This window comes from Ectopseudomonas oleovorans, assembly GCF_003052605.1.
Classification (GTDB): Bacteria; Pseudomonadota; Gammaproteobacteria; order Pseudomonadales; family Pseudomonadaceae; genus Aquipseudomonas; species Aquipseudomonas oleovorans_A.
The window spans coordinates 36,673-52,482 of the sequence record NZ_QASO01000105.1 but is presented as its reverse complement, the minus strand read 5'-3'; the positions used below and the strand labels follow the sequence as shown (position 1 = coordinate 52,482).

The window sequence follows — 15,810 nt, the reverse complement described above, 5'->3', positions numbered from 1 at the left end:
GAGGCGCCCACCATGAATCTGTTGATCGTCACCGCCTGCCCCAACGGCCAGGTCACCAGCGTGCTCTGTTCGCGCCTGCTGCAGGCAGCGGCTGAGCGTCTGGGCTGGCAAACCTGTGTCGAGGTGCACGACAGCCGTGCCATCGGCGCGCCGCTGAGCGAAGCGCAGATCGCCGCCGCCGACTGGGTGCTGGTGGTCAAGACCGGTGAGTTGTCGCTGGCGCGTTTTGCCGGCAAGCGTCTGCTTCAGGCTGCGCCGGCCGAAGCGCTGGCCGACCCGCAGCGCTTCCTGCAGGACGCCGCCGAGCGTGCTCAGCCCTATGTCGAACGTGCCGAGTCTGAAACCGCTGGCCGCCGTCGCCTGGTCGCCATCACCGCTTGCCCGACCGGCGTGGCGCACACCTTCATGGCCGCCGAAGCGCTGCAACAGGCGGCGCTGCGCATGGGCATCGAATTGCAGGTGGAAACCCGCGGCTCGGTCGGTGCGCGCAACCTGCTCGACGATGCGGCAATCGATGCGGCCGATGCCGTGCTGCTGGCCACCGATATCGAGGTGGACACCAGCCGCTTCGCCGGCAAGAAGGTCTACCGCTGCGGCACTGGCGTGGCGCTCAAGCAGCCGCAACAGACGCTCGAGCGGGCGCTCAGCGAGGCGCGACCGCTGAGCGAAGCCGCGCCAGTCGGGGGCAAGGCCGTCGCCAGTAGTGGCGAGAAAACCGGCCCCTACAAGCATCTGCTCACCGGTGTTTCCTACATGCTGCCGATGGTGGTGGCCGGCGGTCTGTTGATCGCCCTCTCGTTCGTCTTCGGTATCGAGGCGTTCAAGGAGGAGGGCACCCTGGCCGCCGCGCTGATGCAGATCGGCGGCGAGAGCGCCTTTCAACTGATGGTGCCGCTGCTGGCCGGCTATATCGCCTATTCCATCGCCGACCGTCCGAGCCTGGCGCCGGGGATGATCGGCGGGTTGCTCGCCAGCTCGCTGGGCGCCGGCTTTATCGGCGGCATCGTCGCCGGTTTTCTTGCCGGCTATTCGGCCAAGGCCATCGCCCATTGGGTACGCCTGCCGGCCAGCGTCGAAGCGCTCAAGCCGATTCTGATCATCCCGCTGCTGGCCAGCCTGTTCACCGGGTTGGTGATGATCTATCTGGTCGGCAGCCCGGTGGCGGGCATGCTGGCGGGGCTCACCGCCTTTCTCGATGGCATGGGCAGCACCAATGCCATCCTGCTTGGCGTACTGCTCGGCGGCATGATGTGCGTCGACCTCGGTGGGCCGATCAACAAGGCGGCCTATGCCTTCTCCGTCGGTCTGCTGGCCTCCAGCAGCTATGCACCGATGGCGGCGACCATGGCTGCCGGCATGGTGCCGCCCATCGGCATGGCCATCGCCACCGTGCTGGCGCGGCGCAAGTTTGCCGAGAGCGAACGCCAGGCCGGCAAGGCCGCCGGGGTACTGGGGCTGTGCTTCATCTCCGAGGGGGCGATTCCCTTCGCGGCGAAAGACCCGCTGCGGGTGATCCCGGCAAGTATCGCCGGTGGAGCGCTGACCGGCGCGCTGTCGATGTACTTCGGCTGCAAGCTGATGGCGCCGCACGGCGGCTTGTTCGTGCTGCTGATTCCCAACGCCATCAACCATGCGCTGCCCTATCTGTTCGCCATCGTCGCCGGCAGCCTGGTCACGGGTGTGCTCTACGCGTTGATCAAACAGCCCGAGCTGCAGCCGCAGGCAGTTGGGGCATGATGAGTGCAAGGTGACGAGGCTCGGTTACACTGGCTGCACTGACGCCGGGATTTGGGGTGGCGTTGTACTGCTCTGCCCCGTGGCGTGACACCTTCACCCAGAAAGGAACTGCTCTAGATGACCCAAGCTCTCGCGCATCGCTGGCGCTTCTTCCGTGCCGGCGGTTTCGATCAGGTGCAGCTGGAAACCCCTGCCGACCTCGCCGCCCTGCGTGGCCTGGATCAGAAACTCTGGGCCAGCCTGGCCTGCCCGGTGCAGAACCTCGAGTTGGACCGGCGCATGCTCGATTACATCGACCTGAACAGGGACGGGCGTATTCGGGCGCCGGAAATGCTCGATGTGGTCGACTGGACCCTGGCGCGCCTGGCTGATCCTGCCGTGCTGTTTCAGCAAGGCCCGCTGCTGCTGTCCTCGCTCACCGACGATGCCGTGGGTACACGCCTGCGTCTGGCTGCGCAGCGTCTGCTGGGTGTACTCGGCCGGCCCGATGGCGATAGCCTGACCCCGGCCGATACGGCTGACCTGGCGCAACTGTTCCCGCCGCATCAGCCCAATGGCGATGGTCTGGTGCCGGCGACCCTGACCGACGATGCCGAGCTCAAGGTGGCCATCGCCGACATTATTGGCTGCCTCGGTGCGCAGACTGATCGTAGCGGCGAGCCGGCCATCGGTGCTGAGCAGATTACGGTCTTCTTCGACCAGGCGCGCCTGCTGCATGCCTGGCACGCACGGGTTGCCGAACAGGGGCTGGATGCATTCGGTGAAGGTACCGTGGCGGCGGTCGAGGCGCTGAGCGCCGTGCGCGAGAAGGTCGACGATTACTTCACCCGTGTGGCCATGGCCGAGTTCGATCCGCGTGCAGCCGCCTTGATGAATGCCAGGGAAGAGGAGCTGGTGCGTCTGGCTTCACTGTCTCTGGCCGATGTCGGCGAGGTTGCGGGCCTGCCGTTGGCCTCTCTGCAGCAGGGCGACGACTTGCCGTTGAGCAAGGGCCTCAACCCAGCCTGGCAGAGTGCCATCGACGAGTTCCGCCAGCGCGTGGTGGTGCCGGTGTACGGCGAGCTGGAAAGCCTGTCACGCGAGCAGTGGCAGCACCTGGTTGCGCTGTGCGGCAACTACCTGGCCTGGCGCGCCGAGACGCCGAGCGTGGCGATTGCCGAGGTACTTGAGCGCGGACGTATTCTCGAACTGGTGGAGCAGGGCGCCGAAGCGCGTCTGCTGGCGCTGGTGGCAGAGGATAAGACCGTGGCCGAGGCGGCGGACGGGCTGGTTGAGCTGGACAAGCTGATTCGCCTGCGTCATGGCCTGGTCACGTTGCTACGCAACTTCGTGTCCTTCCAGGCGTTTTATTCGCGTCAAGAGAAGGCCGTTTTCCAGGCCGGGGTTCTGTACATCGACGGCAAGAGCTGTGATCTGGTGGTCGAGGTGGGCGACATCGAGGCGCATGCCAAGGTGGCGGCGGCCAGCGACTGCTTCCTGCTCTATTGCACCTGTACCCGTCGTGGTGAGCCGGTGCGGGGGCGGGAAACGCTGAACATCGTGGTGGCCGTGACTGCTGGTAGTGAAGGCGATCTGCAGGCCGGTCGCCACGGGCTGTTCTATGACCGCGATGGCAACGACTGGGATGCCACGGTGGTCAAGGTGGTGCAGCACGCCATCAGTATTCGCGAGGCGTTCTGGTCGCCGTACCGGCGCATCTCCAGCCTGGTGTCCGAACAGATACAGAAGCTGGCGGCCAGCCGTGATGCCGATATGGTCAGCAAAACTGCCGCCAGGGTCGGCGAAACCGGTGCTGCGCCGGCTGCTACAGCGGCGCCGGCCTTCGACATTGCCAAGTTCGCCGGGATTTTCGCCGCCATCGGCCTGGCGGTCGGCGCCCTGGGAACTGCGCTGGCGGCGGTTGTCACGGGGATTCTGGCGCTGGCCTGGTGGCAGATGCCATTGTTGTTGCTCGGTGTGTTGCTGGCCATCTCCGGCCCGGCGATGCTGCTGGCCTGGTTCAAGTTGCGCCGGCGCAGCCTGGGACCGATCCTCGATGGCAACGGCTGGGCGGTGAATACCCAGGCGCGGCTCAGCATTCCCTTCGGTACTGCACTGACGCAGATGGCGGAACTGCCCAAGGGCAGCGACCGCGCGCTACGCGACCCCTATGCCAACAAGCCGCTGGTGTGGCCCTGGATCATCGCTCTGCTGTTGGCGCTGGGGCTGGGCTATTACGCCTGGAGCAACGGCGTGTTCAGCCCGGAGCCGGAGGTGCCGGCCGAAGCGGCGGCGCCTGTTGACGCCGCTGCGCAGTAGGTGCTCGTCTCCCCCTCTCCCGCTGTGGGAGAGGGGCAGTCAGCTGATAAGCGTAGGGCGGGTGCAACCCGCCGGCTCGACAATTGGCGGGTTTCACCCGCCCTACATTCCCGCTCAACCCGCCAACAGCTCTGTCACCCAGCCGGGTAGGGCGTCCCGATCCGCCCTACATGCCGGGTTCTTGTAGGAGCGGCTTCAGCCGCGAAAGCTGTTCGTGGCTGAAGCCACTCCTGGGGGTTGGAATGCTTAGCCGGCCGGCCATTTGCGTATTGGCGGGTTTCACCCGCCCTACGTTCTCTCTCGGCAGGCCAGTTGCTCCGCCACCCAGCGCGGCAACTGCTCGGTGGCCGGGCCGTAGCGTTTCTCGGCGAACAGCGAATGGCCCTGGCTGGGCTCCAGATTGATCTCCAGGGTATGCGCGCCCGCGCGACGTGCCTGCTCGACGAAACCGGCAGCCGGGTAGACATGACCCGAGGTGCCGATGCTGACGAACAGCTCGCACTGCTCCAGCGCGTCGTAGATGCGCTCCATGTGATAGGGCATCTCGCCGAACCAGACGATATCCGGCCGTAGCGTGCCCTTCAGGCCGCAGCAGGCGCACGCCTGTTCGACCGGCATGTCGTCCAGCAGCGGAAAACGCTGCTGGCTGTTGCTGCACAGCATCGACTGCAACTCGCCGTGCATGTGCAGCAAGCGTTTGGAGCCGGCGCGTTCGTGCAGGTTGTCGACGTTCTGCGTGACCAGCAGAAACTCGCCCTGCCAGCCAGCCTCCAGCTCCGCCAGGGCCAGATGCCCTGCATTCGGCGCGATGGCCGAATCGCGCAACTGGGCGCGGCGCATGTCATAGAAGCGCTGTACCAGTGACGGGTTGCGAGCGAAGCCTTCGGGCGTGGCCACCTCTTCGATGCGGTGGTCTTCCCAGAGGCCGTCAGCGGCGCGGAAGGTGCGAATGCCGCTCTCGGCGGAGATACCGGCGCCGGTGAGAATGACGATATTGGGCTGGGGCATGCTGGCTCCGAAGCAGGTGCGTTGCTGCAACTCTAAGCCAATTGCAATGCCGTGTGCTCTTCGTAGGAGCCGGCTTGCCGGCGATGCTTTTTCGTCAGCCATGATCGCTGGCAAGCCAGCTCCTACGGGGTGTTGCAGCTCGTAGGAGGGTGGCCGATGGTAGGGCAAGGCGTGCTGCGCTTTAGCAATTGGCGGGGCACCCGCCTTAGGCGCGCTCGCTCATCGCCGCCAGCGCCACCGAGGCGGCGGCGGTGCGGGTTTCCACGCCGAGTTTCACGTACACGTGCTCCAGGTGCTTGTTCACCGTGCGCGGGCTGAGGCCGAGGATGTCGCCGATATCGCGGTTGGTCTTGCCGCAGGCTACCCAGCGCAGTACCTGCACTTCGCGTTCGGTGAGCTGGAAGCGCGCGGATAGCTTGGCATGCGCCGGAGCATCGTCGAGGCTGAGGCTGACGGGTTTCGACGCCGCGCGTGCAGCCTGCAGGATGCGCGCGGTACGCAGGTGCGAGGCGACGCGGGCGAGCACTTCCTCGGGGTTGATCGGCTTGGTCACGTAGTCGTCGCAGTCAGCGGCGATGCTGCGTTCGCGGTCGTCGGTGAATGCATTGGCGGAAATGACGATGATCGGCGCCCGGCAGCGCGTGTTGCGGCGAATCAGGCGACTGGTTTCCCAGCGCTCCATTGTCGGCCAGGATGCGGTGCTGGCGCAGGTCGAGGCCATGCTCAAGGTGGTCAAGGCCGATATCGGCGAGCGCGAGCGGCCACTGGCGGTCAATCTGTTCATGGGCCCCACCGGTGTTGGTAAGACCGAGATCGTGCGCCTGCTGGCCCAGGCCATTCATGGTCGCGCCGATGCCCTGTGCCGCATCGACATGCACACCCAGGCCCAGGAACACTACGCCGCCGCGCTGACCGGTGCGCCGCCTGGTTACGTTGGCAGCAAGGAAGGCGCCACGCTGTTCGATGCCGAGGCCATTGCCGGCAGTTTCGGCCGGCCCGGCATTGTGCTGTTCGATGAACTGGAGAAGGCCAGCCCCGAAGTGCTGCGCAGCCTGCTCGGGATTCTCGAACATGGCCGTTTGACCCTGACCGCCGGCAGCAGCACCCTGGATTTTCGTAACAGTCTGATCTTCATGACCAGCAATGTCGGCGCGCAGCAGGCGCAGCGCTACCGCGAGCGTTTCACCCGTGGTTGGCGGCGTTGGTTGGGGCTGGCACCGAAGGGCGAGGGTGCATTGCTGGAACAGGTGCTGCACGAGCGCTTCGAGCCGGAATGGCTCAATCGCCTCGACCGCATTCTGGTGTTCGAACGTGTCGATGAGCAGTGGCTCGATGCCTTGCTGAACATTGAACTGGACAAGCTCAATCAGCGCCTGGGCCGTCAGGGCCGTGCGCTACAGGTGGATCAGAGCGCCCGCGCCTGGCTGTGTCGCGAGCATGACATTCGCTTCGGAGCCAGGGCCCTGGCGCGCCGTATACGTACCGAGCTGGAACCGGCAATTGCCGAGTGGCTGTTGGCTGAGCCAACTGCGACGCGACTGCTCTGTACCTGCGAGCACGATAGTTTGCTGGTCAGCGATTCCTCTTCGTAGGAGCCGGCTTGCCGGCGATCATGGCTGACGAAAAAGCATCGCCGGCAAGCCGGCTCCTACAGGGTGTGCATTACAGCCAGATCGCATCCCAGTGCGGATAGTCTCCGACGCGTTGTACCAATCCGGCACGCAGCGGATTGGCGACGATATAGCGCGCCGTTGCAGTCAGGCCTTCTTCCTTGCGCAAGGCATGATCGTGAAAGCCCTTCTGCCAGACGCGACCGCTGGCGTTTCGAGCCTTGTTGATGGCGATGGCGCTGCGGGATTTGAGCTGTAGCACCAGCTTCGGCAGGGGTATCTCCTGCAACTGAATCAGCCAGTGCAGATGATCGGGCATGACGACCCAAGCGAGTGATTGGACGAGTTGCTGGTCATGCAGGCGACGCATTTCTGCGATCAGCAGCCTGGCAAGGCGCCAGTCCTGGAAGATCGTATGTCGTTGATGGGTTACGGTAGTTAGCAGGTAGGCACGATTCGCTTCGGAAACGCGCCCGGAGCGCAGGGCATGGCCATGATGGGTAAAACGGCTGGAATCCATTCCATATATCTCTCGTAGGAGCCCGCTTGCGGGCGATCTGTTTTGAGCAGAAAAGCATCGCCAGCAAGCCGGCTCCTACAAGAGTAGTCGTGCAGACCTTTAGTGATGCTCACGCGTTGCGCGGAATTTCACCTCCGGCCAGCGCTCTTCCATCAGGCTCAGGTTGACGCGGGTCGGGGCCAGGTAGGTGAGGTGGCCACCGCCGTCGATGGCGAGGTTCTCGTAGGCCTTGTCCCTGAACTCCTTGAGCTTCTTCTCGTCGCTGCACTCGATCCAGCGCGCCGACCAGACGTTGATCGCCTCGTAGGCGCACTCGACCTTGTATTCCTCTTTCAGGCGGCTGGCGACCACGTCGAACTGCAGCACACCGACCGCGCCGAGGATGATGTCGTTGTTGCGCTCGGGGAAGAACACCTGGGTGGCGCCTTCCTCGGCCAGCTCCTGCAGGCCCTGGCGCAGTTGCTTTGATTTCAGCGGATCTTTCAGGCGCACGCGGCGGAACAGTTCCGGGGCGAAGTGCGGGATGCCGGTGAAGCCCAGGTTTTCGCCTTCGGTGAAGGTGTCGCCAATCTGGATGGTGCCGTGGTTGTGCAGGCCGATGATGTCGCCGGCGTAGGCTTCTTCCAAGTGCTCACGCTCGCTGGAGAAGAAGGTCAGGGCGTCGCCAACGCGCACGTCCTTGCCCAGGCGCGCGTGGCGCATCTTCATGCCCTGGGTGTACTTGCCCGAGCAGATGCGCATAAAGGCGATGCGGTCGCGGTGTTTCGGGTCCATGTTCGCCTGGATCTTGAACACGAAGCCTGTGAACTTCTCCTCGGTCGGCTCCACAATGCGCTCGTTGGCGGCGCGCGGCAGCGGACGCGGCGCCCAGTCGACCACGGCGTCGAGCACATGGTCGACGCCGAAGTTGCCCAGTGCGGTGCCGAAGAACACCGGGGTCATCGCGCCCTTGAGGAAGGCGTCGGGTTCGAAGGTGTGGCAGGCGCCCTGCACCAGCTCCAGCTCCTCGACGAAGCGCTCGTACATGTCGCCCAGGTGGGCACGGGCTTCGTCGGAATCCAGCTTCTGGATGATCTTGGCTTCGGTGCGCTCGTGGCCGTGACCTGGGGTGTAGACGATGATGTAGTCGCCGGTCAGGTGGTAGACGCCCTTGAAATCCTTGTAGCAGCCGATCGGCCAGGTGATGGGCGCCGCCTTGATCTTCAGCACCGCCTCGATCTCGTCGAGCAGTTCGATCGGGTCGCGGATGTCGCGGTCGAGCTTGTTGATGAAACTGACGATGGGCGTGTCGCGCAGGCGGCACACGTCCATCAGGGCGATGGTGCGCGGCTCGACGCCCTTACCGCCGTCGAGCACCATCAGCGCACTGTCCACGGCGGTCAGGGTGCGGTAGGTGTCTTCGGAGAAGTCTTCGTGGCCGGGGGTGTCGAGCAGGTTGATCATGTGCTCGCGGTAGGGGAACTGCATCACCGAGGTGGTGATGGAGATACCACGTTGCTTCTCCATTTCCATCCAGTCGGAGGTGGCGTGGCGGTCGGATTTACGCGACTTCACGGTGCCGGCCACTTCGATGGCCTTGCCCATCAGCAGCAGCTTCTCGGTGATGGTGGTCTTACCGGCGTCCGGGTGGGAAATGATGGCGAAGGTACGGCGCTTGGCGACTTCGGCGGCCTGGGTGGTCATGAATATGTGCCTGGATGGAGTCGTTGAGGGTGCCTTGGCACCCGTAAAACGCGGGATTATACCGATAACTGCGAGCTCTGGCGGAGAGCGGCTATCGGTTTTCAGATGGGCCGGTAGGTGATGCTGCCGGGCCGTGCCGTAGATGCGTAAATAACGCGTAAATGAATGGTTATGAAAATTATTCCCATATAGAGTGGCCGCCCGTCGCAGTGGGTCAGGGCAAGGGTGGCTCCGTCGTGTTCAAGAAAATCATCTTCCAGTTGCACTGGTTCTTCGGCATCAGCGCCGGCCTGGTGCTGGCCGTCATGGGTATCACCGGCGCCCTTTATAGCTTCGAGGGCGAGATCACCCGGGCGCTCAACGCCGAGCGTTGGCAGATTCAGCGCAGCGCGCAGGGGCATCTCACCCCAGGTGAGCTGGCTGCGAAGATCGAGGCCGCTACCGCCGATCATGTCACCGCACTGTGGATCGATGGTCGCCAAGACGGACCTGGCACCGCTTTTCTCGTACCTCCGCCGGGCGAGCGGCGCGGGCCGCGTATCGTCTTCGACCCCTATACCGGTGAAGTCCTTGCCGAGCCCGTTGGCCAGGACTTCTTCCACCTGATGCTGATGTTGCACCGCTTCCTGTCCATGGGCGAAGTGGGCAAGCAGATCACTGCCGCCAGCACTCTGGCGCTGCTGTTCTTCTGCCTCTCCGGCCTCTATCTGCGTTGGCCGCGCAAGGCGCTGAGCTGGCGCACCTGGCTGACCCTGGACTGGAAGAAGAAGGGCCGTAGCTTCAATTGGGACCTGCACGCTGTAGCCGGCACCTGGGTGCTGCTGTTCTATCTGTGTGCCGGGCTCACCGGTTTGTATTGGTCCTATGACTGGTATCGCGAAGGGCTGACGCATCTGCTCTCCGACACGCCGCTCGAGCAGCGCAGTGAGCGTGATCGTCGCGTACGTCAGGCGCCCAGCGGCCCCGCGCCCGAGGTCGACTACGATGCTGTATGGCAGAGCATCCAGCAGACCGCCGGGCCCAAGATGGTCGCCTGGAATCTGCGCCTGCCGCTGGTGGCCGGGCAGCCGGCGACGGTCTTCTACATGCTCGATGGCGCCGAGCATGTGCGTGCCTTCAACCAGTTTCAGGTCGATCCGAAAAGCGGCGAAGTCAGCCGCCATGAGCGCTACGCCGACAAGAGCTTCAAGGCGCAATTGCTGACCAGCGTCTACGCCCTGCATGTGGGCGAGTACTTCGGTATGCCCGGGCGCATCCTGATGATGCTGGCGACGGCGGCCATGCCGCTGTTCTTCATTACCGGCTGGCTGCTGTATCTGGATCGCCGGCGCAAGAAGCGTGCGGTGCTGGCTGCGCGCGGTACGCTGAAAACGGATGATTCAGGCGAAGGCTGGCTGGTCGGTTTCGCCAGCCAGAGCGGCTTCGCCGAGCAACTGGCCTGGCAGAGCGCCGGGCAGTTGCAGGCCGCCGGCATTGCGGTGCGGGTCGAGCCGCTGTCGCGTGTCGATGCCGGCAGCCTGCGCCAGACGCACAAGGCGCTGTTCGTGGTCAGCACCTTTGGTGACGGCGAGGCGCCGGATGCTGCGCAGGGTTTCGAGCGCAAGGTGCTGGGCGGCTCGCTGCCGCTCGAACAGCTGAGCTATGCCGTGCTGGCGCTGGGGGATCGGCAGTACCAGCACTTTTGCGGCTTCGCCCGGCGGATCAACGACTGGCTGGGTTTGCAGGGCGCGCAGCGTCTGTTCGACAGCATCGAAGTCGATGGCGCTGACCAGGTCGCGCTGCAGCGCTGGCAGCAGCAACTGAGCGAGTTGACCGGCGCCGCGCCAGTACGCTTTGAAGAGGTGCCCTGGCAGAGCTGGACACTGATCGAACGGCGTCTGCTCAATCCTGGCAGCCAGGGCGCGCCGGTGTTCTTCATCGGCCTGATGCCGCTTGCGCAGAGCGCCTGGCAGGCGGGCGACATCCTGCAGATTCGCCCGCGTCATGACCCGGCGAGGGTGCAGGCCTGGCTGCAGCACTGCGGCTGCGACGGCCTCGAGCCGGTGACCCTTGATGGCCAGGCGATGAGCCTGAGCGAAGCCCTGGCCGAGCGTCAGTTGCCGGAAAGCCTCGCGCATCTGGTCGGCCTGCATGCCCAGGCGCTGGTCGATGCCCTGGCGCCGCTGGGGTCGCGGGAATACTCCATCGCCTCGGTGGCGGCCGATGGCGTGCTGCAGTTGATCGTGCGCCAGGCCGTGCAGGCCGACGGCCGCCTTGGCCTGGGCTCCGGCTGGCTGACCGAACATCTGCCTACAGGCGGGCAGGTGCTGGCGCGGGTGCGGCGCAACAGTGGTTTCCATCTGCCGGACGACGAGCGGCCGCTGATTCTGATCGGCAATGGCACCGGTCTGGCCGGACTGCGTTCGTTGCTGCGCGCGCGGGCACTGGCCGGGCAAGGGCGCAACTGGCTGCTGTTCGGTGAGCGCAACCGCGCGCAGGATTTCTTTTGTGGTGATGAGTTGCAAGCGGCGCTGAGAGCGGGCGAGCTGCAGCACCTGGATCTGGCCTTCTCCCGCGACCAGGCGCAGAAGCGCTATGTGCAGGATCTGCTGCGTGAGCAGCACGAGCGCCTGTGTGCCTGGCTGGCCGAGGGTGCGGCGATCTATGTCTGCGGCAGCCTGCAGGGCATGGCCGGTGGCGTCGATGCGGCATTGCGCAAGCTGCTCGGTGACGAGGTGGTGGACGATTTGATCGAGGAAGGGCGCTATCGGCGCGACGTGTATTGAGCCGGTGGGCGAGCGGTGCAAGCCGCTCGCCGTGAGGTGCTGCAATGGCCCTGAAACACGGCTGCGCCAAACTGGCTGAAAGCCCCGCCTGTTCAGCATTTCAGGACGTTTTGTGTGATATCTGGAACGAGATGAAATTAGGCAGAATTTCCGGTTGATCTGAGGGGCGCATGGTCTTAAAGTCCGCGCCCGAACGTCCATGCTGGAAACGATCCATCCGGCTCAAGTACTGACGACGAGAGGTTGCCGGCCGGCTAATGGTCGGTACCGGTGATGCTCGGCGACATGCCTTGGGAAGTAGGCGAACCAAAGTGGGGAAACTGTCAGACGTTCAGGCCAGCGTTTAGCGCGGCCAGCCCCGACACGTAGCGGAACCTGTAAGCGGTTCTGCTGCCCGAATCAATGTGTTCCCGGTTTTGCCATTGGAGTCCCCAGCATGTCGATCAAGGTCGAAGACTACTACGCACCCGCCACTTTCCAGCGCATGAAGGCGTTCGCCGATCAGCACGAAACCCCGTTCGTGGTGATCGACCGGCAGATCATCGCCGATGCCTACGATCAACTGGGCAACTGCTTCCCGTTCGCCAAGATCTACTACGCGGTCAAGGCCAACCCGGCCACCGAGATCATCGAGCTGCTGCGCGACAAGGGCTCGAGCTTCGACATCGCCTCGATCTACGAGCTGGACAAGGTCATGGCCACCGGCGTTGGCCCGGAGCGCATCAGCTACGGCAACACCATCAAGAAGTCCCGTGATATCCGTTACTTCTTCGACAAGGGTGTGCGCCTGTTCGCCACCGACTCCGAAGCCGACCTGCGCAACATCGCCAAGGCCGCTCCGGGTTCGAAGATCTACGTGCGTATCCTCACCGAAGGCTCCACCAGTGCTGACTGGCCATTGAGTCGCAAGTTCGGCTGCCAGCCGGACATGGCCCTGGACCTGCTGATCCTGGCCAAGCAGTTGGGCCTGGTGCCCTACGGCATCTCCTTCCATGTCGGCTCGCAGCAGCGCGATATCGACGTGTGGGACGCCGCCATCGCCAAGGTCAAGGTGATCTTCGAGCGCCTGAAGGAAGAGGACGGCATCACCCTGCAGATGATCAACATGGGCGGCGGCTTCCCGGCCAACTACATCCAGCGCACCAATGACCTGGAAACCTACGCCGAAGAAATCACCCGCTTCCTCAAGGAAGACTTCGGCGACGAACTGCCGGAAATCATCCTCGAGCCGGGGCGCTCGCTGATCGCCAACGCCGGTGTGCTGGTGTCGGAAGTGGTGCTGGTGGCGCGCAAGTCGCGTACCGCCGTCGAGCGTTGGGTGTATGCCGACGTGGGCAAGTTCAGCGGCCTGATCGAAACCATGGACGAAGCCATCAAGTTCCCCATCTGGACCGAGAAGAAGGGCGAGATGGAAGAGGTGGTGATCGCCGGCCCGACCTGCGACAGCGCCGACATCATGTACGAGAACTACAAGTACGGCCTGCCACTGAACCTGGCCAGCGGCGACCGCCTGTACTGGCTGTCCACCGGCGCCTACACCACCAGCTACAGCGCCGTGGAGTTCAATGGCTTCCCGCCGTTGAAATCCTACTACCTGTAAGGCATCCGCGCCTCGCCAACGCCCACCTCGTGTGGGCGTTGGCATTTCTGGCGTCAGGTTTCTGCGGGTTTTCCCGGCTCGGCTGCATCCCGGGCTAGAGCCCTTGGCTTGCTGCAGGGGAGTGTCGGTGACATCTTTGTTACAAATAAGTTCATGTAAATCTTTCATAAGGATTGAGTAAGATTGAGTCTCATCTAGAATTGCGCGGTGATTCCAATCAGGAGTGATTCTCGTGAGCGATAAGCATAACAAGCGTGCACCTTTTCCCCAGCGTCGCCTGCTCGCCTCGGCCATCGGCCTGGCCCTGGCTTCCGGCTTCGCCGTGGCCCAGGACAGCACGGTGGAGCTGGACAGCGTCACCGTAAAGGGCCAGCAGGATCAGGGCTATAAAGTCGACAAGGCGTCCTCGCCGAAGCAGACCGCGCCGCTGCTCGATACGCCGCAGACGATCAACATCATCCCAGAGGCGCTGTTTCGCGAGCAGAACGCCCGCACCCTGACCGATGTACTGAAGAACACCCCCGGCATCAGCTTCAACGCCGGTGAAAACGGCTTCTCCAGCGGCACCAACAACTTCAGCCTGCGCGGTTTCGACACCACCGGCAGCATCTTCGTCGACGGCGCCCGCGACAACGGCAGCTACACCCGCGACGTGTTCAACGTTGAGCAGGTGGAAGTGGCCAAGGGCCCGGCCGCCGACAACGGCCGCGGCGGCGCCGGTGGTTACGTCAACCTGGTGACCAAGACGCCGACTCTGGAAAGTTTCGTCGCCGGCGGCGCCAGCTTCGGCTTCGACCAGTACGACTCCGAGGCGCGCCGCCGCGCCACCCTGGACACCAATCAGATCATCCACGACAGCGCCGCCTTCCGCCTCAACCTGCTGGTGGAAGACAGCGGCGTGGCGGGTCGTGAGCACGCCGAGAAGAACAGCTGGGGTATCGCCCCGTCGCTGGCCTTCGGCCTGGGCACCGATACCCGCGCGATCTTCGCCTACGAGCACGTGCAGATGAACGACCGCCCGGACTGGGGCGTTTCCGGCGCGTCGGTCAAGGGCATGAAGGGCGACACGCCCTACAACCCGGCGCTGTCCGGGGTCGACCGTGACGAGTTCTACGGCCTCAAGTCGGACTTCGACGACACCACCAGCGATGCGCTGCTGGTGCGTCTGGAACACGACCTCTCGACCGGCATGACCCTGAGCAACCAGACCCGCTGGGCGCGCGTCGACCGCCAGGCGCGCTACACCGTGCCTTTCCAGTACCTGGGCGGCGACCAGCTGCGTACCGACACCCAGTTCTACGACCGGGTCAACACCAGCCTGAGCAACCTGACCAACCTCTCGGCGCAGTTCGCCACCGGTTCGATCAAGCACAATCTGGCCGCCGGCCTGGAGATGACACGCGAGGAGTCCGAGGCCGGCACCTATGCCGAGGTTCGGCCGCAAGTGGCGGTCGACCCGTTCGATCCCGACTGGGAGCGCACGGGCCCGACTTCCAAGCGTGGCCAGTTGCGCGATCGCAGCGACGTAACTGTCGACACTGTGGCGCTGTACGTCTACGACACCCTGGAGTTCACCCCGCAGTGGCAACTGACCGGCGGCCTGCGCCTGGAGCAGTACGACGTCGATATCCGCAGCCGTAACGTCCAGACCGGCGCCGCTGTGGGCGCCGACGGCTTCGACGACCGCGAGTTCAGCATTGGCGGCAAACTCGGCCTGGTCTACAAGCCGGCGGAGAACGGCAGCCTGTATGCCGCCTACGGCGTGTCCACCCAGCCGCCCGGCTCCTACCTGTCCAACCCGGACATCTCGCGGGTCAACGGCCAGGCCTTCCCCGGCTTCGTCCCGGGCGCCGATCCGGTGCGCGCGCACAACTACGAAGTCGGCACCAAGTGGGACTTCTTCGACAAGCGCCTGTCCACCACCGCGGCGCTGTTCTACACGGTGAAGAAGGATGTGGCCATCACCGGCCGCGACGCCGGCGAGACCAGCGACAGCCTCAAGGGCTATGGTGAGCAGGTGGTCAAGGGCCTGGAACTGGGCGCCTCGGGCCAGATCACCGAGGCCTGGAACGTCTACGGCGGCATCGTCTTCATGGACAGCGAGCGCAAGCACAGCACCTATCTGGACGAGGTGCGTCGCCGTGCCAACGCCGGCGACTACGGCACTGCGCTGCGCACCGACGGCGACGAGCTGGCCTTCACGCCCAAGGTGTCCGGCAACCTGTGGACGACCTACCGCCTGCCGGTCGGCCTGACCCTGGGCCTGGGCGCTCAGCACGTCGGTTCGTCCTACCTGGGCCGCCCGGACGATGCCAGCCGTATCGTCGCCAATGGCAAGTTTGGCAAGCTGCCGAGCTACACCACCTTCGCCGCCATGGCCAGCTACGAGGTGAACCAGAACCTCGATGTGCGCCTGAACGTCGACAACCTGACCGACGAGGAATACGCCGTCTCCAGCAACTGGAACGGTCGCCGCGTGCTGCTGGGCGACCCGCGTACCTTCACCCTGAGCACCAACTTCCGCTTCTAAGTACGCTTGAGTGGTACAACGCCCCGATTGCAGCGCTCTCGGGGCGTTTGCATTTTGGT

9 protein-coding genes and 1 pseudogene are annotated in these 15,810 nt (G+C 64.4%); 6 read left to right on the top strand and 4 right to left on the bottom strand.

Features of this window, described 5'->3' with window-relative positions; genetic code table 11:
- The first annotated feature begins 12 nt into the window (after window positions 1-12).
- Entirely contained in the window at window positions 13-1,737 is a 1,725-nt protein-coding gene (locus DBO86_RS17360) for a fructose-specific PTS transporter subunit EIIC (RefSeq protein WP_108234340.1), read from the top strand.
- Between the two features lie 117 nt (window positions 1,738-1,854).
- Window positions 1,855-4,035: a hypothetical protein gene (locus tag DBO86_RS17355; RefSeq protein WP_108234339.1), complete on the top strand. Its 2,181-nt coding sequence runs from the start codon at window positions 1,855-1,857 to the stop codon at window positions 4,033-4,035.
- A gap of 288 nt (window positions 4,036-4,323) precedes the next feature.
- Here the strand turns inward: DBO86_RS17355 and cobB are convergent, their stop codons facing one another.
- Together cobB and DBO86_RS17345 are read right to left on the bottom strand one after the other, a co-directional pair.
- Window positions 4,324-5,043: a Sir2 family NAD+-dependent deacetylase gene (gene cobB / locus DBO86_RS17350; RefSeq protein ID WP_108234338.1), complete on the bottom strand. Its 720-nt coding sequence runs from the start codon at window positions 5,041-5,043 to the stop codon at window positions 4,324-4,326.
- Window positions 5,044-5,248: 205 nt separating this feature from the next.
- Window positions 5,249-5,605: pseudogene (locus tag DBO86_RS17345) on the bottom strand (LuxR C-terminal-related transcriptional regulator); the annotation flags it as partial.
- A 58-nt stretch (window positions 5,606-5,663) separates the two neighbouring features.
- On the opposite strand from DBO86_RS17345, the gene DBO86_RS17340 reads away from it, so the two are divergent.
- The gene (locus DBO86_RS17340) at window positions 5,664-6,635 is read left to right on the top strand and encodes an AAA family ATPase (RefSeq protein WP_108234337.1); all 972 of its coding nucleotides are present in this window, start codon (window positions 5,664-5,666) and stop codon (window positions 6,633-6,635) included.
- A 70-nt stretch (window positions 6,636-6,705) separates the two neighbouring features.
- Here the strand turns inward: DBO86_RS17340 and DBO86_RS17335 are convergent, their stop codons facing one another.
- Both DBO86_RS17335 and DBO86_RS17330 read right to left on the bottom strand, forming a co-directional pair.
- Window positions 6,706-7,173, bottom strand: a complete 468-nt coding sequence (locus DBO86_RS17335) for an REP-associated tyrosine transposase (RefSeq protein WP_104728858.1) — start codon at window positions 7,171-7,173, stop codon at window positions 6,706-6,708.
- Window positions 7,174-7,272: 99 nt separating this feature from the next.
- The gene (locus DBO86_RS17330) at window positions 7,273-8,856 is read right to left on the bottom strand and encodes a peptide chain release factor 3 (protein ID WP_108234336.1); all 1,584 of its coding nucleotides are present in this window, start codon (window positions 8,854-8,856) and stop codon (window positions 7,273-7,275) included.
- Window positions 8,857-9,092: 236 nt separating this feature from the next.
- Between DBO86_RS17330 and DBO86_RS17325 the strand changes: the two genes are divergently transcribed.
- The 3 genes from DBO86_RS17325 to DBO86_RS17315 all read left to right on the top strand — a co-directional run bounded on the left by DBO86_RS17325 (window position 9,093) and on the right by DBO86_RS17315 (window position 15,751).
- Window positions 9,093-11,621, top strand: coding sequence for a sulfite reductase flavoprotein subunit alpha (locus DBO86_RS17325; protein ID WP_208630488.1), 2,529 nt, complete (start codon window positions 9,093-9,095; stop codon window positions 11,619-11,621).
- A gap of 436 nt (window positions 11,622-12,057) precedes the next feature.
- Window positions 12,058-13,221, top strand: coding sequence for a type III PLP-dependent enzyme (locus DBO86_RS17320; RefSeq protein WP_017678861.1), 1,164 nt, complete (start codon window positions 12,058-12,060; stop codon window positions 13,219-13,221).
- 232 nt (window positions 13,222-13,453) lie between these two features.
- Window positions 13,454-15,751 carry a TonB-dependent receptor gene (locus DBO86_RS17315; RefSeq protein ID WP_108234334.1) on the top strand — a complete coding sequence of 766 codons (2,298 nt, stop codon included), beginning with the start codon at window positions 13,454-13,456 and terminating at the stop codon, window positions 15,749-15,751.
- The last annotated feature ends 59 nt before the right edge of the window (window positions 15,752-15,810 follow it).

Coding starts and splice junctions, on each gene's coding strand:
- DBO86_RS17360 (WP_108234340.1), top strand. CDS start 13: ATGAATCTGTTGATCGTCACCGCCTGCCCCAACGGCCAGGTCACCAGC.
- DBO86_RS17355 (WP_108234339.1), top strand. CDS start 1,855: ATGACCCAAGCTCTCGCGCATCGCTGGCGCTTCTTCCGTGCCGGCGGT.
- cobB (WP_108234338.1), bottom strand. CDS start 5,043: ATGCCCCAGCCCAATATCGTCATTCTCACCGGCGCCGGTATCTCCGCC.
- DBO86_RS17340 (WP_108234337.1), top strand. CDS start 5,664: ATGATCGGCGCCCGGCAGCGCGTGTTGCGGCGAATCAGGCGACTGGTT.
- DBO86_RS17335 (WP_104728858.1), bottom strand. CDS start 7,173: ATGGATTCCAGCCGTTTTACCCATCATGGCCATGCCCTGCGCTCCGGG.
- DBO86_RS17330 (WP_108234336.1), bottom strand. CDS start 8,856: ATGACCACCCAGGCCGCCGAAGTCGCCAAGCGCCGTACCTTCGCCATC.
- DBO86_RS17320 (WP_017678861.1), top strand. CDS start 12,058: ATGTCGATCAAGGTCGAAGACTACTACGCACCCGCCACTTTCCAGCGC.